We start from the raw sequence: 19,250 nt of genomic DNA on the forward strand, positions 1-19,250 counted from the left end.
GCCGGCCAGGTGTTACTGGATAGAGCCGTCTACGACACGTCGGCGCCGATGCGTAGAGCCGTTCCACTTCGAGTCACCGTCGGAGGGCAGGTCCATGCCTACTATCACCTCGCTTTCACCGACTTCGGGTCCAGCTACCGGAGGCAATAATGTGGTGATAACCGGCAGCGGGTTCGGTCCTGGTCCCTTGACCGTGCGCTTCGGCTCGGTGGCGACCACGTTCACCGTCGACTCCAGCACCCGGATCACGGCCATCGCCCCCGCCGGAACCGGTACGGTGCCGGTCACTGTCACCGCACTGCTGGACGGCACGAGCAACGCCCTGCCCTACACCTATGTGGCGGTTCCGTCTCTGACATCGATCAATCCCAGCCAAGGGCCTGCTGGGTCTACGGTCACTCTCAACGGATCGGGACTGTCCAGCGCCACCGGGGTGAATTTCGGTAGCACTCCGGCGACTTCGGTCACGACGGTATCGGATACCCAGATCACCGCAGTGGTTCCACAGGGGACCGGCATTGCGCCGGTGACCGTCACCTCCGCGGTCGGCACGAGCAACGCAGTGCCTTTCATCTTCGTCGTACTCCCCACTCTCACCTCGCTCGCACCGGCTTCGGGGCCACCGTCCGGGAACAACAGGGTGGTGATAACCGGCACCGGGTTCACCGGTCCCATCACCGTGCGGTTCGGTTCGAACGCCACCACCTTCACCGTCGATTCCCCGACGCGGATCGTCGCGGTCGCTCCGCCTGGAACGGGTACGGTGCCGGTCACCGTCACTGCCTCGGGCGGCACCAGCAACGCGCTGACCTACACCTACTTCACCGTGCCTGCACTGGTCTCGGTCAGCCCCGACTCCGGCCCGGCGGCAGGCGGCAACACCGTTGTGCTCACCGGCACCGGATTCATCGGAGCCACCGCCGTGAACTTCGGTGCCGCACCGGCGATTTCGTTCACCGTCAACTCCAATACCCGCATCACCGCCATAGCGCCGGCCGGAAGCGGCACCGCCGATGTCACCGTGACGACGAGCGTCGGCACCAGCAACACCGTCGCCTACACCTACGTCCCAGCGCCGGCACTCAGCACAGTGGTCCCGAGCTCCGGTCCGGAGACAGGCGGCAACACCGTCGTCCTCACCGGCACGAATCTCAGCGGGGCCACCGCCGTCCATTTCGGCGCGAACACCGCGATCGCTTTCACCGTCGTCTCGGACACCCAGATCAGCGCCTCGGCGCCTGCGGGGACCGGCATCGTCGATGTCACCGTTACCACCGCGGGTGGCACCAGCCGCCCGGTGACCTACACCTATGTACCGGCACCTGCGCTCGCCTCGATCGCCCCCGGCTCAGGTCCCGAGACCGGTGGCAACACTGTCACCCTGACCGGCACCAACCTCACCGGCGCCACCGCCGTGCGTTTCAATGGGACACCGGCGATCTCCTTCACCGTCGTCTCCGGCACCACGATCACGGCCGTGGCGCCCGCCGGGACCGCAGGACCTGTCGTCGTCACGGTCACCACCGTGGGCGGCACCAGCAACGCGGTCGTCTACACCTATGTCGCCGCACCCACATTGATCTCGACCACACCGAACTCCGGGCCCGAGACCGGCGGGAACACTGTCGTCATCAGGGGCACCGGATTCACCGGCACCAGCGCTGTCCGTTTCGGTGCGACCCCGGCGACCTCCTTCACCGTGGTCTCCAACACCGAGATCAGGGCCGTCGCCCCCGCGGGCACCGGCAGACGGAACGTCACCGTCACCGCGGCAGGTGGTACCAGCAACCCGGTGGCCTACACCTACGTCCCCGCACCCGCTCTCGGCTCCGTTGTCCCGAACTCCGGCCCGGAGACCGGTGGCAACACGGTAGTCCTCACCGGCACGAAGCTCAGCGGCGCCACCGCCGTTCATTTCGGCGCGAACACCGCGATCGCTTTCACCGTCGTCTCGGACACCCAGATCACCGCCGCCGTGCCCGCAGGTGTCGGCGGAGTCGACGTCACCATCAGCACCGCGGGCGGCACCAGCAACCCGGTGGCCTACACCTATGTCCCGGCGCCGACGCTCGCCTCGATCGTCCCCGGCTCCGGTCCCGAGACCGGCGGCAACACTGTCACTCTGACCGGCGCCGACCTCAGCGGCGCCACCGCCGTGCGTTTCAATGGGACACCGGCGATCTCCTTCACCGTCGTCTCCGACACCACGATCACCGCGGTCGTGCCAACGGGAACCGGCTCGGTCGACGTCACCGTCACCACCGCCGGTGGCCTCAGCAACCTGGTGACCTACACCTATGTCCCCGCACCGGTACTCGCGTCCGTTGTCCCGGACTCCGGTCCGCGGACCGGTGGCAACACCGTCACGCTGCGCGGCGCAAACCTCACCGGCGCCACCGCCGTGCGCTTCGACGGGACGTCCGCGACATCGTTCTCGGTGATTTCGGATGCCGAGATCAGCGCGGTCGTGCCTGCTGGGACCGGTAGCGTCACGGTCACGGTCACCGCCACGGGTGGTGACAGCAACGGCGTCGCCTACGCCTACGTCCCGGCACCCACGCTGGCGTCGGTGGTCCCGGACTCCGGCCCGGAGACGGGCGGCAACACGGTCATCCTGACCGGTACGGGCTTCACTGGGACTACCGCGGTGACTTTCGGTGGTAACACGGCGGTTTCGTTCACCGTGGTTTCCGATGCCCAGATCACCGCGGTCGTGCCCGCGGGAACCGGGTCGGCGAATGTCGCCGTCACCACGGCGGGTGGCGTCAGCAGTCCGATGGCGTATACCTATGTTCCGGCACCGACCCTGGCGTCCGTGGTTCCCGATTCCGGTCCCGAGACCGGCGGCAACACCGTGACCCTGACCGGCACGAACTTCACCGGTACGACTGCGGTGAACTTCGGCCTGAGTCCGGCGCCTTCCTTCACCGTAGTGTCGGATACCGAACTCAGGGTGGTCGTTCCGGCGCGTACCGGCACGGCCGCGGTGACCGTCACGGCTATCGGCGGTACCAGCAATGGCGTCCTCTACACCTATGTTCCGGCGCCGTCCCTTGCCTCCGTCGATGCCGACTCCGGACCGGACACCGGCGGCAACACCGTCACGCTGACCGGCGCGGGGTTCACCGGGGCCAGTGCGGTCGATTTCGGTGGGACGGCGGCGGTTTCGTTCACGGTGGTCTCGGATACCGAGATCAGCGCGGTCGCTCCGGCGGGCACCGGGACAGCGACGGTCAGGGTCACGACCCCGGGTGGTGACAGCAACGGCGTCTCCTACACCTACGTTCCGGCGCCGGCCCTTGCCGCGGTGGTCCCGGACTCCGGTCCGGAGACCGGTGGCAACACCGCCATCCTGATCGGTACGGACCTGATCGGTACGACCGCTGTGCTCTTCGATGGGAGGCCGGCGGTTTCGTTCACCGTTCTGTCGGACACCGAGATCAGTGCGGTCATACCCGCGGATCCGGACGCTGCCGCGGTTGCTTCTGCGCGTACCGGCACTGCCGCGGCCACTGCGGTCGCTGCTGCGAGTGTCAGCCCTGCCGCGGTCACCGTTACCAACGCGGCTGGCATCAGCAACCCGGTCATCTACGTCTATGTCGCGCCGCCGACGCTCGTTTCGGTGGTTCCTGATTCCGGTCCGGAGGACGGTGGCAATACCGTAGTCCTCACCGGTACCGGATTCACGGACGCGACTGCGGTGAATTTCGGTGTCACCCCGGCGGTCTCGTTTGCGGTCGTGTCGGATACCGAGATCACCGCCGTTGCCCCGGCGCGTACCGGCGCAGCCGCGGTCACCGTCACCGCCACCGGCGGCACCAGCAACGCTGTCCTCTACACGTTCGTTCCGGCTCCGACCCTTGCTTCCGTCGATCCCGACTCCGGTCCGGAGGCCGGTGGCAACTCGGTCACGCTGACCGGTGGCGGATTCACCGAGGCGAGTGCGGTCGATTTCGGTGGGACGGCGGCGATTTCCTTCACGGTGGTGTCCGACACCGAGATCAGCGCGGTCGCTCCTGCCGGGACCGGCACGGTCGACGTCTCGATCACCACTCCGGGCGGGACCAGCAACGGCGTCCGCTATGCCTACGCTCCGGCCCCGACGATCACCACGGTGGTCCCCGGCTCAGGACCCGAAACCGGCGGCAACACGGTCATCCTCACCGGCAGCGGATTCACCGACGCGACCGTGGTGGACTTCGGTGCGAACCCGGCGGTCGAGTTCACCGTGGTCTCGGATTCCCAGATCACAGCGGTGGTGCCTGCCGGGTCCGGCTCGGTGAACGCCACCGTCACCACCGCAGGCGGCACCAGCAACCCGGTGGCCTACGCCTACGTGCCACGGCCGGCACTCACCACCGCCGTTCCCCGCTTCGGGCCGGAGACCGGTGGCAACACGGTCACCCTGACCGGTACCAACTTCACCGGAGCTACGGCCGTACGCTTCGGCGTCACGCCCGCCACTTCGTTCACCGTGGTCTCCGATACCCAGATCACGGCCGTCGCTCCCGCGCGCACCGGCACTGTCGCGATCACCGTCACCACGCGGGGTGGTAGGAGCAATGGTGTTCTCTACGGCTTCACCCCGGCCCCGACGCTGACCACGGTCGCTCCCCGTTTCGGGCCGGTCACCGGTGGCAATACCGTCACCCTTACCGGTACCAATTTCACCCGGACCGTCGCCGTCCGCTTCGGTACGACACTCGCTACGTCGTTCACCGTGGTCTCGGACACCGAGATCACCGCGGTGGCTCCCGCGCGTGCCGCTGGGATAGTTGGGGTCACCGTCACCACGACGGGTGGTACCAGCAACGCGGTGGCTTACGGATATGGCCCGCCGCCGACACTCACTGCGGTTGATCCTCGTTTCGGGCCCGAGACCGGCGGAAACACTGTCACGATTACCGGTACCAACCTCACCCGGACCCTCGCCGTCCGCTTCGGTACGACACTCGCTACGTCGTTCACCGTGGTCTCGGACACCGAGATCACCGCGGTGGCTCCTGCGCGTGCCGCTGGGATAGTTGGGGTCACCGTCACCACGACGGGTGGTACCAGCAACGCGGTGGCTTACGGATATGGCCCGCCGCCGACACTCACTGCGGTAGCTCCCCGTTTCGGGCCCGAGACCGGCGGAAACACTGTCACGATTACCGGTACCAACCTCACCCGGACCCTCGCCGTCCGGTTCGGCACGACACCCGCTACGTCGTTCACCGTGGTCTCGGACACCCAGATCACCGCGGTCGCCCCTGCGCGTACCGGCATGGCCGCGGTCAACGTCACGACCACCGGCGGCCGCAGCAACGGCGTCCTCTACGCCTTCCTCCCGGCACCCACCCTCGCCGCCCTGAACCCCGACTCCGGGCCGGAAACCGGCGGTAACACCGTCACTCTCACCGGTACCGATCTCGCCCGCACCACCGCCGTCCACTTCGGCGCGACGCCCGCTACCTCGTTCACCGTGGTGTCGAACACCGAGATCACCGCGGTCGCACCCGCGGGGACCGGCACCGCCGCGGTCACCCTCACCACCCCGGGTGGCACCAGCAACGGTGTCTCCTACACCTACATCCCGGCACCGGCACTCGCCGCGATCGTCCCCGGCTCCGGTCCGGATACCGGCGGCAACAGCGTCACCCTCACCGGCACCAACCTCACGGGTACGACCACGGTCACTTTCGGCGCCACCCCAGCGCCCTCCTTCACCGTGGTTTCCGACACCGAGATCAGCGCCCTCGCTCCCGCGGGTACCGGCACGGTCGCGGTCACGGCTACCACCACGGGCGGCACCAGCAACGGCGTCTCCTACGCCTACGTTCTCGTCCCCACCCTCGATTCGGTCGTCCCGAATGCGGGTCCGGTCGAGGGTGGCAACACCGTGATCCTCACCGGCACCAACCTCACCGATGTCACCTCGGTCCTGTTCGGTGCGGTCGCGGCAGGCTCGTTCACAATCCTGTCCGATACTCAGATCAGCGCCGTCGTCCCCGCTGGGACCGGTACGGTGCCGGTCACCGTCGTCTCGCCCACCGGTACCAGTAACCAAGTCCTCTACAGCTACGGTGGTGCCCCCGCTCTTCTGGCAGTGGTCCCCGACCTGGGCCCCGAAGCGGGCAGCAACACGGTCGTACTTCAGGGCGAAAACTTCACCGGGACCCTCGCAGTGGATTTCGGCGCCACCGCCGCGACGTCCTTCACCGTCGACTCCGATACTCAGATCACCGCCGTCGTCCCCGCCGGGACCGGAACGGTGCCGGTCGCCGTCACCAATCCGTTCGGCGTCGGCAACGAGGTCCCGTACACCTACCTCGGAGTCCCAGCGCTTACCTCGGTCGACCCGAACCAGGGTCCCACCTCCGGCGGTAACACCGTCACGCTGCGAGGCACCGGATTCACCGGGGCCAGTGCCGTGGATTTCGCTGGCACAGCGGCCATTTCCTTCACGGTGGTCTCCGATACCGAGATCAGCGCCGTCGCGCCCGCCGGGACCGGCACGGTCGCCGTCACCATTACCACTCCGGGTGGCACCAGCAACGGCGTCTCCTACACATATGTCCCGGCACCGACCCTCAGCACCGTAGCCCCCGATTCAGGTCCGGAAACGGGCGGTAACACGATCATCCTGACCGGCGTGGGGTTCACCAGCGCGACGGCGGTGAATTTCGGTGCCCGAACGGCAGTGTCGTTCGCTGTCGTGTCGGATACCGAAATCAGCGCGGTCGTGCCCGCGGGGACCGGTTCGGTGAATGTCACCGTGACTACGGCGGGTGGCGTGAGCAACGGTGTGCCCTACACCTATGTCCCTGCGCCCACCGTCGCCACGATCGTTCCCGGCTCCGGGCCCGAGTCCGGTGGCAATACCGTGACCCTCACCGGCACGAACTTCACCGGTGCGACCGCGGTGAACTTCGGGCTGACACCGGCCGCGTCGTTCACCGTGGTGTCGGATACCGAGATCACGGCGGTTGCTCCCGCACGTACCGGTGTGGCCGCGGTGACCGTCACGACCATCGGCGGTACCAGCGACGGTGTTCTCTACACCTACATTCCGGCGCCGACCCTCGCCTCGCTGGTCCCTGGCTCCGGTCCGCAGGCCGGTGGCAACACCGTCCGCCTGATCGGCACCGGATTCATCGGTGCGACGGCGGTGAGATTCGGCGCGACACCGGCCACGTCGTTCACGGTGGTTTCGGATGCCGAGATCACCGCGGTCGCTCCTGCGGGCACCGGGACAACCTCGATCACGGTGACGACCACGGGTGGTGCCAGCAACCCGCTGACTTACGCCTACGTCCCGGCACCCACTCTGGCTTCGGCGGTCCCTGGCTCCGGCCCGGTAACCGGTGGCAACACGGTGACCCTGACCGGCACTGGGTTCACCGGCGCGACGGCGGTGAATTTCGGTGCACGAGCGGCGGTGTCGTTCACCGTGGTGTCGGATACCGCGATCAGTGCGGTCGTGCCCGCGGGGACCGGGTCGGTGAATGCCACCGTCACCACGGCGGGTGGCGTCAGCAACGGTGGTCTCTACACCTACGTTCCGGCGCCGACCGTCGCCACGATCGTTCCCGGCTCCGGTCCGGAGACCGGTGGCAATACCGTGACCCTCACCGGGACGAACTTCACCGGTGCGACCGCTGTGAACTTCGGGCTGACTCCGGCGATCTCGTTCACTGTCGTGTCGGGTACCGAGATCAGGGCGGTTGCTCCCGCGGGGACCGGTACGGCCGCGGTGACCGTCACAACCGTCGGCGGTGCCAGCGATGGTGTCCTCTACACCTACGTTCCGGCGCCCACCGTCGCGATGGTGGTTCCCGCTTCCGGTCCGGAGACCGGTGGCAACACCGTCATCCTCGCCGGCACCAATCTCACTGGCGCGACCGCGGTTTCCTTCGGCGCGACACCGGCCGCGTCGTTCACGGTGGTCTCCGATACCGAAATCAGCGCGGTCGTTCCTGCGGGGACCGGGACCACTGCGGTCACGGTCACCACTCCAGGTGGTGCCGGCAACCTGGTGACCTACGTCTACGTCCCGGCACCCACGCTGGCTTCGGTGGTCCCGGACTCCGGCCCGGAGACGGGCGGCAACACGGTCATCCTGACCGGTACGGGCTTCACTGGGATTACCGCGGTGACTTTCGGTGGCAACGCGGCGGTTTCGTTCACCGTCGTGTCGGATACCGAGCTCAGCGCGGTCGTGCCCGCGGGCACCGGGTCGGTGAATGCCACCGTCACTACGGCGGGTGGCGTCAGCAATGGTGTGCCCTACACCTATATCCCGGTGCCGACGCTTGCCTCGGTGGCTCCCGATTCCGGTCCGGAGACCGGCGGCAACACCGTCGTCTTGACCGGCACCGGGTTCGCCACCGCCACTGCGGTGAACTTCGGCCTGACTCCGGCGGCGTCGTTCACGGTGGTGTCGGATACCGAGATCAGCGCGGTCGCTCCAGCGCGTACCGGTACGGCCGCGGTGACCGTCTCGGCTGTCGGTGGTACCAGCGATGGTGTTCTCTACACCTATGTTCCGGCGCCGACCCTTGCCTCGGTGGTCCCTGAGGCCGGGCCGGAGAGCGGTGGCAACACCGTCTCCCTGAGCGGCACCAATTTCACTGGTGCGACCGCGGTTTCCTTCGACGCGACACCGGCCGCGTCCTTCACGGTGGTCTCCGATACCGAGATCAGCGCGGTCGCACCCGCGGGCGCAGGCACAGCGGCGGTCACCGTCACCACCACCGGCGGCACCAGCAACGGCTTCTCCTATGCTTACGTCCCCACACCGACACTCACCTCGGTGCTCCCCGATTCCGGCCCGGAGGACGGTGGCAACACCGTCACCCTCACGGGTACGGGATTCACTGGCACTACCGCGGTGAATTTCGGGGCGAACACGGCGGTTTCGTTCACCGTGGTGTCGGACACCGAGGTCAGTGCCGTCGTGCCCGCGGGGACGGGTTCGGTGGATGTCACCGTCGCCACAGCGGGTGGGGTCAGCAATCCGTTGGCCTATGCCTACGTTCCGGCGCCGACGGTCGCTTCGGTGGCGGACGATTCCGGCCCGGAGACCGGTGGCAATACCGTCACGATCCGGGGGGCTCGGTTCGCCACCGCCACTGAGGTGACCTTCGGGCAGACTCGTGCGCCTGCGTTCACGGTGGTGTCGGATACCGAGATCCGGGCGGTTGCTCCGGCGCGTACCGGCACGGCCGCGGTCACCGTCAAGACCGTCGGTGGTGCCAGTGATGCTGCTCTCTACACGTTCGTCCCGGCTCCGACCCTTGCTTCCGTCGATCCCGACTCCGGTCCGGAGGCCGGTGGCAACTCGGTCACGCTGATCGGTGGCGGATTCACCGGGGCGAGTGCGGTCGATTTCGGTGGGACGGCGGCGATTTCCTTCACGGTGGTGTCCGACACCGAGATCAGCGCGGTGGTGCCGGCCGGGGCCGGCACGGTCGACGTCACGATCACCACTCCCGGTGGGCCCAGCAACGGCGTCTCTTACGCCTATGTTCCGGCACCCGCACTGATCTCGGCCGTCCCGGACTCGGGGCCGGACACCGGCGGCAACACGGTTATCCTCACCGGCACGAATCTCGCCAGTGCGACCGCGGTGCGTTTCGGTGCGGTGTCCGCGGCGTTCACGCTCGTCTCCGACAGCGAGATCAGCGCCACCGCTCCTCCGGGAAGCGGGACGGTGGGCCTCACCGTCACCACCGCCGGTGGCACGAGCCACCCGGTCCTCTACGCCCACGTCCCGCCACCGACACTCGCCTCGGTGGTCCCGAACGCGGGTCGCACGACAGGCGGCAACATCGTCACCCTCACCGGCACGGGATTCACCGATGCGACCGCGGTGACCTTCGGTGCGAACGCGGCGGTTTCCTTCGCCGTGGTCTCGGATACCCAGATCAGCGCCGTGGTGCCCGCCGGGGTCGCCGGGACGGCTACCGTCGCGGTGACCGCGACCGGCGGCGTCAGCAACGGCGTCCTCTACACCTACGTCCCGGCGCCGACGGTTACCTCGGTGGTCCCGAACTCGGGTCCGACCACCGGCGGCAACACCGTCACCATCGATGGCACCGGATTCACCGGCGCGACCGCCGTCCACTTCGGCGCGACACCGGCGACCTCCTACACCGTGGTCTCCGACACCCGGATCACCGCTGTGGTGCCCGCCAGGTCCGCCGGAACGGTCACGGTCACCGTCACCACCGCGGGCGGCACCAGCAATGGCGTCGTCTACACCTACATCGCCGCACCCACACTGGCTTCGGTGGTCCCGAGCACGGGTCCGTCCACCGGCGGCAACACGGTGACCCTCACCGGCGCCAACCTCACCGGAACCACGTCCGTGCGCTTCGGTGCGACGGCGGCTGTTTCCTTCACCGTGGTGTCGGCTTCCCAGATCAGTGCCGTGGTGCCCGCCCGCACCGCGGGACCGGTCACGGTGACCGTCACCACCGCGGGCGGCACCAGCAATGGCGTCGGCTATACCTACGCCGCCGCACCCTCACTGACCTCGGTAGTCCCGAACTCGGGTGCGGCCGCGGGCGGCAACACCGTCACGCTCACCGGCACGGGATTCACCGGAGCCAGCGCCGTGAGGTTCGGCGCCACCCCGGCGACATCCTTCACGGTGATCTCCGGAACCCAGATCAGTGCCGTCGTGCCCGCCGGGACCGCCGGACAGGTCACGGTCACCGTCACCACCGCGGGCGGCACCAGCAACAGTGTCCTCTACACCTATCTGTCGGCACCGACGCTTATCGAGCTCAGCCCGAACCACGGGCACGCCTCCGGTGGCAACACGATCACCCTCACCGGCACGAGATTCACCGGCGCCACCGCGGTACGTTTCGGCACGACGGCGGCGACATCGTTCACCGTCACCTCCGACACCCGGATCAGGGCCACGGTGCCTGCCGGGACGGGCGTACGCGCCGTCACGGTCACCACCCCGGGCGGCACCAGCAATGGCGTCTCCTACACCTACACCCATACATAAACGCTCACCACGACGGTCAGCCCGTCGGCGATAGTTCGAGCACGTCTCCAGGCTCGGCGCGCATCACCCGATTCGCGTTGCGCCTGAGGGCGATCGAACCCTGGTCGAGGCCCGCCGGGTGGTGCCGTCCACGACGAAGCCGCGGTGATGCAGTGACGCCGAGGTCAGCGTGCATCACGCGCGCGCGTCAGACGGCGAGCGGACGCGGAGTGAACTTCGGCAGCAACGGCTCGACCGGACCGCACAGCTCGCCGGGCACAAGACTGCTTCGACGACGAGTCGAACATCATGTGGCACAACCGGTTCCGGCAATCACCGAACATGTCGGTGCCCTGTACGAGTATCTGGCGACAACATGACGCGAGGAGCTCGGTATGGCGACTGATTTCGCGGTGATTTCGGATGACTTCTTCCGATTCACCTCCGACATCATCTGGTGCACGGTCACCACGGTGGACAGCGGCGGGCGGCCCCGATCGCGAATTCTGCACCCGATCTGGGAATCTGTCGACGGCCGCCCGGTCGGCTGGATCGTCACCGGCAAGACGCCGGTCAAGGTCGCGCATCTGGCCGCCAACCCGGTGGTGGCGTTCTCGTACTGGTGCCCGGATCAGCATGCCGTGCAGGGTGAAGCGATCGCTACCTGGGTCGAGGACCCGGAGCAGAAGAAGCACGTGTGGGACCTGTTCATGACCACGCCGCCGCCGCTCGGCTACGATTTGCGCGCCTTCGGCATTCCAGGGCCGGACAGCGTCACCGCCCTGCGCCTCGAGCCGGACCGGATCCAGGTGCTCGACGGCACCCAGATTCCGAACAACTTCACCCCGCGGGTAGCCGTACTCTGAGCGGGCGTTCTCCCGGCGTTGCTCAGCGAATTGGCTGGCGATCAGGTCGGTGTATACCCGCGGGGGCAGCGATCCGCTGATCCGGTCCGGTGGAACGGCGAATGCGCTGCCCGAGCGCACGGATCTCGGACGACCGGTCCCGCCGCAGCCGTGACCCGACCCTACGGTGTCCGTAGCCGGGCGATAGCGGCGTGGTTGCGGTCGGGGTCGAGTGTTATCGCCGCTGCCCACGCGTGTGCCGCGACGACACGTTGATCGAACAGCTCGATCCAGGTGTCGGTGTTGGTGCGGGTGTCGTTCACCCAGGTGGGTGTCGGTCCGAGCTCGGGGAGGTGGGTGTAGGTGAGTGAGGTATAGGTGCGTGCGCGGGCGTCGAAAATAGTCGCCGCGCACATCTCGTCGGCTCCTGCGCGTTCGTGCAGTCTGCCCGATGTCGCCGCCCGTATCGCGTCGTCGGGAACGCCGCCGGGGCCGGTGAACATTTCCCCGATGGTGCGGTAGGCGAGCCCGAATCCCCACAGTCGGCCGGGAAATCTGTGGATGAGCCATTCGGCCGAATCCAGGATGGGGGAGCGTTCGGCGTCGGGGTCGAGGACGATCACGGTGTGGGCTGTCTCCTGGGTAGCCGGGTCGTCGGTGCTGGCGAAGCCCCAGAAGTGGAGGGCGTCGGCATCCGGATCTGCCTCGGCGGCTCGGCGTTCGGCCAGCATGGTGGCCAGGAGCGCGTCGATGATGGTGTCCGGCGGGTAGCGGATGGTGGATTCCGGTGGCTTCCGGGGTGTCTTCGGCTTGTGTCGCAGCCGATTTCGTCGCTTGGGCATTTCCCTCTTCAATCAATAGACCCCGCCACGAGGCCGTGGGGTCTGGTCAGGCGGATCCGCCCGGCGTGTGCGTCGGGCGGGATGGAACGGAAGGTCTTCTGGCGGTCCGATCTCCGCCGACGTCTCGTGCCACCGCAGGACAACGCCGACGATTTGTTCTCGCCCGGCAAAGGTGCCCGTCGCCCCGGCGAGTGGCACACCATGGAGGGGCCTACTCGCGTTTTGCCGCAGCCCTGTGCCACTCGCCGGGCAGCAGGACCGGGGTGCTGTGCCGCGTATGGGGGGTGGCGTGGGTTCTGCGGTGCGGGTATAGCCCGCGGAGCAGCGCCTGCCAGTGCTGTGTATGCATTCATCCCGGTGGGTACGGCGGCTGGGGTGGGATGGGTAGGTCGGTGGTGCGGGCGCCGTTGGCGGGCAGCAGGACGTGCCAATAGTGCTTGCGGACGGCGTCCCAGAGCTGGAAGTGGCGGGGGAACCATTCGCGCACCTGCGCCAGATCCGGTAGTGCGCGCTCATCGAAGGCGACAAAACCGGACTGGCCCAACGGAATCGGCACGATGTCGCCGTTGTTGCGCAGCCGGTAGGCGGGTGTGGAGTCGCGTTCGTCGCGCAAGAACAGGATCTCGATGCGATGCCCCGCCAACCGCCAGCCCGCGTGGGTGTCGTCGACAGTGGTCCGATGCAACGTTCACCCCCGCAGCGGTTCCGGCGGTGTTGCCAGTTCCGACAGCCGTTCCAGCACTTCATGCAGTGTGCGCGCGGCCGGTCGCGGGTCGGCGACACCGGATCCGTCATGGGGCGGGAACGGTATACCGCGCGCGGCGGCACGTTCGCGTGGGCTGAGTGTTTGCGGTGTCAGCCGTCCCGCTGCCACCAGCGTGTGATACGCCGCCGCTTTCCACACGCACCGTTGCACGCGGCAGGTGCGATGAGCCTGCATCTGCGCGTGTGCCAGCCGCACGTCGGCCCGGCGGCAAACGTCGGGTGGGGTGAGCAGGGAATACTGATTCATCGCCCCGCCACCCTCTCGATGGTCGGAGCCGGTGCGGCGACATGTGCCCACTTGGTGGATGGGCACACTGCTTCCAGGTGGACCTCGATGCCAGACGTAGTTCGTTCTGCCAGTCGGGAATTCGTCATGATCTCGAGTTTTCTTCCGTGTTGCTCGGGCATGCGCATATGCTGCGGGCGTACTCACGAAGCGAGGCTCGAAACGGCCGGTGCGCGGCAATCGGTGTGTATGCCCTGGAAGCTTCCTGAGTTCGGCGCACGGGGACTCTCGCCGTGGGAAAACACAGGTCACAATGTGGGAAGCAGGGGAGGAACGCGGAATGGTGGGTACCAAGTCGGACCGCAGCAGGACGACGCTGCAGCATCGCCAGCTGGGGAGAGCGCTGCGCGACGCGCGCCACGCTCGCGGCTACACCCTCGAACAGGTAGCCGAAGTTCTGGAGATCAGCCGCTCCACACTCAGTCGGCTCGAGCTGGGCCAGAACGAGAAGGTCAAGGCTCGGGATGTGGACTACATCTGCCAGTTCTATGGACTGCCAAAAGATTTGACAGAGTATTTGAAATCGCTTGTAACGCAGTCTAATGCGAAGGTGTGGTGGCAGGACTTCCGGAGTCTGATTCGACCTGGATTCAACACTTACCTCCAATTGGAGGTAGTGGCGACGGAATTGCACTTCTTCCAATCTCTGATCATACCCGGATTGCTGCAGACTGCCGACTACGCGCGAAATGTTGAAGTGTACCTGCCTACAGACACGAAGGAGGACATGGATCGGCGCGTGGAGCTGCGGATACAGCGATCGAAAATACTGACTCGTCGACACAAACCGGTCCGGGCCGAGTTTGTATTGCATGAATCGGTGTTGCGGACTGTAGTCGGTTCCAATCGGATCATGTCCTCCGTACTTCGCCATGTTGCGGATATGAGTACGCGAGAGAACGTCTCGGTCCGGATACTCCCGTTCACTGCTGGGTTCCCGACCGGTGGCGCGCAACCACCGCACATCATCGTCGACCTGCCGCACACCGAGCCGTCCGTTGTCTACACCGAAAGCGCCACAGGGACAATGATCTTCGAGGAGAACGATGCCGTGGAGCACTATCGGCAGCTCTACGAAACCCTGCAGAATGCCGCATTGGAAGAACGGCCATCGAGAGATCTGCTCAGGAACATAGCAAGGAGATATGACCAGTGATCACCGACCTATCCGGCGTGCAGTGGTTCAAATCGAGCCGGAGCTCCGGGGGTGAGGCGTGTGTCGAAGTCACTTGGCTCGCTGATCAGATTGGAGTCCGTGATTCAAAGAATCCGGCCGGTCCGGCGCTGGTCTTCGCGCCAGGCGCATGGGACGCATTCGTCGCTGGGGTGAAGGAAGGCGAATTCTCTTCGCCCGCCTGATCAGTCGAGCTGCGTCATGAGCAGGCGACGCGCGATTGGCGCACCATGGTCAACGCCGTCGTCTGCTACTGTTGGCGCAACCTGAGTCGTCACGGGTCGAGAGGGTGGGGATGGGCCGTCGGATCACATTGGTGCTGCTCGGTTCTCTGCTTGCGGCAGGTGCCGTTGCCTGTGGGGACACCATGAGCGGATCGCCTACGACAACCACCACTGCGGCGAAAGCCCTCTTCGATCCATGTACAGGAATACCTGATGATGCGGTGCGGGCGGCGGGCGCTGACCCGGCGACTGAGGAGACTGGCATCGGTGGAGTGCACCAGTCCGGCTGGGAGATCTGCGCCTGGGATGGACCCACGTACTCCATTACGGTGTATTCAACGGGTCGCACGGTTACGGAGTTCGAGAGTAAGCCCGGGAACGTCGAGTTCAAGGATGTCACGGTCGCGGGCCGTCAAGGTCGGCAGTTCAGGGTCGATGGCGCAGCGAAGTACCTGGAGTGCGATGTCGTATTCCCAGCGGCCCAAGGCGTTCTGCAATTGTCCGTTTCGAACCGGGCTAGCCTGGATAATCTCGAAGACCCGTGCACAGTCTTGTATCGCGTCGGCAAGTCGATTGTGCCTGCACTGCCAGGTTGAGCGGGGGAGGGACCCATGAGTGAGGACAACGCGTCGTTGTGGAGTCGGCTTGTCGGCCAAGCTCGGGCTGGAGAGCTGTACTTGGACGACGAGAACGCCGCGTACCACTGCGCGAAAGCCTGTGATCAGCGCATCGCCGATCTGGAAGAAATACTCAGGTTGGCTCGCAGAACTCAGCGCGTCTCCGGTTTCGGTGATTTCAAGATGGCCAATGACCTGGAAAAGAAGTTCCTGAAACAGGCCACCGGCGAAGCTAATTCGATCGACAGTGTCATCCTCGAGGAGATCGATACCGTGAAGAACATGCGCGAGGTCATGGCGATCTCCTTCAAACGCATCACCGGCCAAGACATCGAGAACGCGACCCAAATCGCGAACACCACCGATCAGCCGGGCTGATGAGCAGCCACGCTCAGTCGATCGGACATCGCAGAAATCCGAACTCCTGCCTCTGAGCGCTAGTAACTCGAGTCTTGCTCGGGCGCGTACAACTCCGGCTCGAACAGTGCCTTCGCCCCGGCACGTGTGAACAGCTTTCGTTGCAGCGAGCGCAGTAGTGTCAGCGCTTCGGCATCTCGCATCGCGTTGACTATCTGAAACTCGATGCCAGCACCGAACAGATCACTGCCAAAAGCGAGCTCGCTCAGAAACAGTACTCTGGCGGTCTCCACCTCGGTCAACGTCGCTCGGCCGCTGACCGCGCGTCGAAGCCTGCTGACCTCGTCGTTGAACGCGTTACGGTCCGGAAATCCCAAGGCCCGAACGGGAATCGGCGCATCATGTGCTACCCCGGTCCAGCTGGCCAGCGCCCCGTCCACGAATTCATGCTCCCTGGGCGTCAGTATCGACATATCGAATTCCAATGGTCCCCCCGTGTATCTTCTTTGCGCCCTACAGTTCGAGGGACTGTAGTTGCGATATCAATCGGCCCGGCTCGTCAATGCCTGTGCGGTTGCAGCTCGTGAATCCTCGTCGCCGATGGTTGTGAGGTACTCGCCCGAGACTCGGCTTCGTGGAGTGACTCTACGCGAGACGATTGCCGCGAGGCGGGTGCGTGTCCGCAGCGACCTGACACACGCCGACTGCTGGCAGGATGAACGCTATGCGTTTCACCGTGCCCACCATCGTGTTGATGATGGCGGCAGTCCTGCTGACTGGATGTTCGCTCTATGCGCGAGGGCCCGATCAGGCCGAGCGTGACAGCTGGTCCCGGGTGATCGAAACGGCCATCGAGGCCCTTCCGGGGGTGGCCGACGCGTCGCATACGTTCCAGTACCACCCGTACGGCCCCAACTCGTACTACACATCCCTACTCGACGTGCAGCTCGAGGACGGCGCCACACCAGCCGAGACCGCGTCTGTCGTGCGTGTCATGGGCGCTCAGCAACTGCCGCCGCACTATCAAGACGACTCGACCCTGGTCGAAATCCACCGGATGACAGACTCCTATTTCGGGGGCTGGCGGTTCGGGCGGGACGTGGACGTGGAAGCGAACGCGGCATACACCTGGACCCGAGTGTCATCGGCCGATACCGGTGCGGAGATTCACTGGGCCACCCATGGCGTCAAGCTCACCGGAGACGCGGACGGGCTGACCGAATCCATCAGTGTCCGAGCGGGCTCCGAGGCCGAACCCCAGCGTGCCACCGCGGCCATGCGCCGAATCATCCAGGACTTCCCGGAACTGGCATCCAACGATTGGACAGTGTCCCCCCTTCATAAGGACGGCCTTCTTGTGCAACACTCGAGACTGGCACCCAGTGTGATCTACTCGCACCGCCGCCCCCGCTTCCCCTCCAACGCCGAACTCGAATTGTGGGAGTGGTTCCTGACCGATCAACCCACCCCGGCCATCGTCGAGGTGTCGGTATTCGACCCGCCCGACACAGCAGGCCGCACACTGGGCGTCACGGTCTTCCCGTCCGTCGGAAAGGTATTCAGCGCTGCGCAGGCGACACAACTCGCCGACCGGCATCTTCGCTACTTGTCCCAGCGCGGTGGCGTGGTCGACTACGCGATCATTACGCGCAACGGCCCCCGTTTCGCCGTCCTTGTCGGCGGCTGCCCAGAATCCGGGCGCGAGGTTGCACCGGAGTCGGAGCCCTTCGCGCGTCAGTATGAACGCTGCTAGTGCCGCGTCGAGCAACGTTGAGTAGATAATCTCGCCGACGGATCGTGGAGCCGACTGCGAAATCCCGGACCGGATCGGCATGCTGGTTGCGCCACCGGACGTAGTCACCGATCGCCGCGTCCTGCTCGGCGTGGCTGCGATGGCGGACCGCAACGAGCTCGAGAAGGCAAGGAACTCCGTCCACCGTTTCCGGTCCCGGATCTGGTAATACAACTGGCCGCTGCGTAGGTGCAGGGCCCCGAACATGTGCTGGACACAGCGAGGTCGAAGGCTGGGCGTTCACCGCGGGCCAGCGAGGCGATCCCGTGCCGCACGGCGACCAGGGAGCTGCGCCGCGTGCTAGCTGCCTGGGATCGGCAGCATGTCGAAGCTGATCACGACCCGCGGTTGTTCGTTGCGTTCGGCGAGACCGACCGTGCCGCCGGGCGGAATCAGTGATGCGCCGCCACCGCCGGCGCCGGGTGGGGTGTCCGGGTCGCCGCGACCGTCGTCGCTCTGCCCGCCGACCCCGCCACCACCGCCGCCGCGCCAACCCGCGCCACCCCCACCGCCGCCACCGATCCCGCTGCCGGTGCCCGCGACCCCGTCGCCGCCGAAGCCCCCGTATCCGGGGCCGCCGTCGCCGCCCGCATGCGATTCGGGACCGAACACGTCCCGGCCGCCGCACGGTGCCAGCGAAGTATCCGGACCGCCCGCCGCGCCACCACGGGCACCGGCACCCGGCATACCCGCGTCACCACCCGGGGACAGCCGCCCGTCCCAGGTCGCCGCGCCGCCGCCACCACCGGCGGCAGTGGCGAGTTCGACGGTGCTGGGGACCGCGCTGGGCGGTAGGGCGACACCGAGGTCCAGCCGCACCGACGACGCGCCACCACCATTGCCGCCCTGAACATTCGGGTACGCGGCGGGATTCGCGCCAGGATAGGGGCGCGTGCGCCCACCACGGCTGCCACTCGCGGGCTCGGCAACCTGGATGATCAGCCGCGCACCGGGCGGGACCCAGACATCGCCGGTCACGCGGGCGGCGCGTCCGCCCGGCGCGATGGTGTGGCAGCAGCTGTCCTGGCCCGAAGTGCCGACGGCATCGACGCGCACATGGACCACCGACCTCGGCAGCGGCAGAAATGTACCGCTGCCGAAGCCGACCGGCAGCGGCCGGTTGGCGGTGTAGGTGCAGGTGACGTGATGGCCTTCCGCGGTGCATTCCGGCGGCAACGGTGCCGCCGACACCGGACCGGCGCCACCCACCGCAGAGCCCACGGCCAGGGCGCCGGCCATGGTTGTCGTGACAGCAAAAGAACGCATATCCATCGACTTCCTCCCGACCCAGGTCGCATCCACTCTTCAGGGGCTATCGGACTGGGATTTCACGATCAACGTGTTTGGCCGAAAATGCTACCGTA

Annotated in this window: 12 protein-coding genes; 7 read left to right on the top strand and 5 right to left on the bottom strand. The window is 66.5% G+C overall.

Annotated elements, in window-relative coordinates:
- Positions 1 to 94: 94 nt before the first annotated feature.
- Together ACWPXK_RS09060 and ACWPXK_RS09065 are read left to right on the top strand one after the other, a co-directional pair.
- On the top strand, positions 95 to 11,005 hold the full coding sequence (locus ACWPXK_RS09060; RefSeq protein ID WP_454195610.1) for an IPT/TIG domain-containing protein: 10,911 nt from the start codon (positions 95 to 97) through the stop codon (positions 11,003 to 11,005).
- 374 nt (positions 11,006 to 11,379) lie between these two features.
- Positions 11,380 to 11,850, top strand: coding sequence for a pyridoxamine 5'-phosphate oxidase family protein (locus ACWPXK_RS09065; RefSeq protein WP_454195611.1), 471 nt, complete (start codon positions 11,380 to 11,382; stop codon positions 11,848 to 11,850).
- 161 nt (positions 11,851 to 12,011) lie between these two features.
- Here the strand turns inward: ACWPXK_RS09065 and ACWPXK_RS09070 are convergent, their stop codons facing one another.
- From ACWPXK_RS09070 to ACWPXK_RS09080, 3 genes are all read right to left on the bottom strand, one after another.
- A complete protein-coding gene (locus ACWPXK_RS09070; protein ID WP_454195612.1) occupies positions 12,012 to 12,671 on the bottom strand; it encodes a hypothetical protein in 660 nt (219 codons plus the stop codon).
- Between the two features lie 349 nt (positions 12,672 to 13,020).
- Entirely contained in the window at positions 13,021 to 13,356 is a 336-nt protein-coding gene (locus ACWPXK_RS09075) for a hypothetical protein (protein ID WP_454195613.1), read from the bottom strand.
- A gap of 3 nt (positions 13,357 to 13,359) precedes the next feature.
- Complete coding sequence (locus ACWPXK_RS09080) at positions 13,360 to 13,683, bottom strand: hypothetical protein (protein ID WP_454195614.1); 324 nt, start codon at positions 13,681 to 13,683, stop codon at positions 13,360 to 13,362.
- A gap of 319 nt (positions 13,684 to 14,002) precedes the next feature.
- On the opposite strand from ACWPXK_RS09080, the gene ACWPXK_RS09085 reads away from it, so the two are divergent.
- The 4 genes from ACWPXK_RS09085 (at position 14,003) to ACWPXK_RS09100 (ending at position 16,115) form a co-directional block, all read left to right on the top strand.
- Positions 14,003 to 14,878: a helix-turn-helix domain-containing protein gene (locus tag ACWPXK_RS09085; RefSeq protein WP_454195615.1), complete on the top strand. Its 876-nt coding sequence runs from the start codon at positions 14,003 to 14,005 to the stop codon at positions 14,876 to 14,878.
- Between the two features lie 17 nt (positions 14,879 to 14,895).
- Complete coding sequence (locus ACWPXK_RS09090; protein ID WP_454196399.1) at positions 14,896 to 15,081, top strand: DUF397 domain-containing protein; 186 nt, start codon at positions 14,896 to 14,898, stop codon at positions 15,079 to 15,081.
- Between the two features lie 110 nt (positions 15,082 to 15,191).
- Positions 15,192 to 15,716 carry a DUF3558 domain-containing protein gene (locus ACWPXK_RS09095; protein WP_454195616.1) on the top strand — a complete coding sequence of 175 codons (525 nt, stop codon included), beginning with the start codon at positions 15,192 to 15,194 and terminating at the stop codon, positions 15,714 to 15,716.
- Between the two features lie 15 nt (positions 15,717 to 15,731).
- Positions 15,732 to 16,115, top strand: a complete 384-nt coding sequence (locus ACWPXK_RS09100; protein WP_454195617.1) for a hypothetical protein — start codon at positions 15,732 to 15,734, stop codon at positions 16,113 to 16,115.
- Positions 16,116 to 16,174: 59 nt separating this feature from the next.
- Here ACWPXK_RS09100 and ACWPXK_RS09105 read toward each other — a convergent pair whose 3' ends face one another.
- Positions 16,175 to 16,567 (bottom strand): hypothetical protein, encoded by a 393-nt coding sequence (locus tag ACWPXK_RS09105; RefSeq protein WP_454195618.1) that lies wholly within the window; start codon positions 16,565 to 16,567, stop codon positions 16,175 to 16,177.
- Between the two features lie 251 nt (positions 16,568 to 16,818).
- Between ACWPXK_RS09105 and ACWPXK_RS09110 the strand changes: the two genes are divergently transcribed.
- A complete protein-coding gene (locus ACWPXK_RS09110; RefSeq protein WP_454195619.1) occupies positions 16,819 to 17,847 on the top strand; it encodes a hypothetical protein in 1,029 nt (342 codons plus the stop codon).
- A 339-nt stretch (positions 17,848 to 18,186) separates the two neighbouring features.
- Here ACWPXK_RS09110 and ACWPXK_RS09115 read toward each other — a convergent pair whose 3' ends face one another.
- On the bottom strand, positions 18,187 to 19,152 hold the full coding sequence (locus ACWPXK_RS09115; protein WP_454195620.1) for a hypothetical protein: 966 nt from the start codon (positions 19,150 to 19,152) through the stop codon (positions 18,187 to 18,189).
- Positions 19,153 to 19,250 lie beyond the last annotated feature (98 nt).

It is taken from the genome of Nocardia sp. Marseille-Q1738 (assembly GCF_965283145.1).

Excerpts from the sequence above, each read along its gene's own strand:
- ACWPXK_RS09060 (WP_454195610.1), top strand. The coding sequence starts at position 95 with ATGCCTACTATCACCTCGCTTTCACCGACTTCGGGTCCAGCTACCGGA.
- ACWPXK_RS09115 (WP_454195620.1), bottom strand. The coding sequence starts at position 19,152 with ATGCGTTCTTTTGCTGTCACGACAACCATGGCCGGCGCCCTGGCCGTG.
- ACWPXK_RS09100 (WP_454195617.1), top strand. The coding sequence starts at position 15,732 with ATGAGTGAGGACAACGCGTCGTTGTGGAGTCGGCTTGTCGGCCAAGCT.
- ACWPXK_RS09095 (WP_454195616.1), top strand. The coding sequence starts at position 15,192 with ATGGGCCGTCGGATCACATTGGTGCTGCTCGGTTCTCTGCTTGCGGCA.
- ACWPXK_RS09110 (WP_454195619.1), top strand. The coding sequence starts at position 16,819 with ATGCGTTTCACCGTGCCCACCATCGTGTTGATGATGGCGGCAGTCCTG.
- ACWPXK_RS09080 (WP_454195614.1), bottom strand. The coding sequence starts at position 13,683 with ATGAATCAGTATTCCCTGCTCACCCCACCCGACGTTTGCCGCCGGGCC.
- ACWPXK_RS09085 (WP_454195615.1), top strand. The coding sequence starts at position 14,003 with ATGGTGGGTACCAAGTCGGACCGCAGCAGGACGACGCTGCAGCATCGC.
- ACWPXK_RS09105 (WP_454195618.1), bottom strand. The coding sequence starts at position 16,567 with ATGTCGATACTGACGCCCAGGGAGCATGAATTCGTGGACGGGGCGCTG.
- ACWPXK_RS09065 (WP_454195611.1), top strand. The coding sequence starts at position 11,380 with ATGGCGACTGATTTCGCGGTGATTTCGGATGACTTCTTCCGATTCACC.
- ACWPXK_RS09070 (WP_454195612.1), bottom strand. The coding sequence starts at position 12,671 with ATGCCCAAGCGACGAAATCGGCTGCGACACAAGCCGAAGACACCCCGG.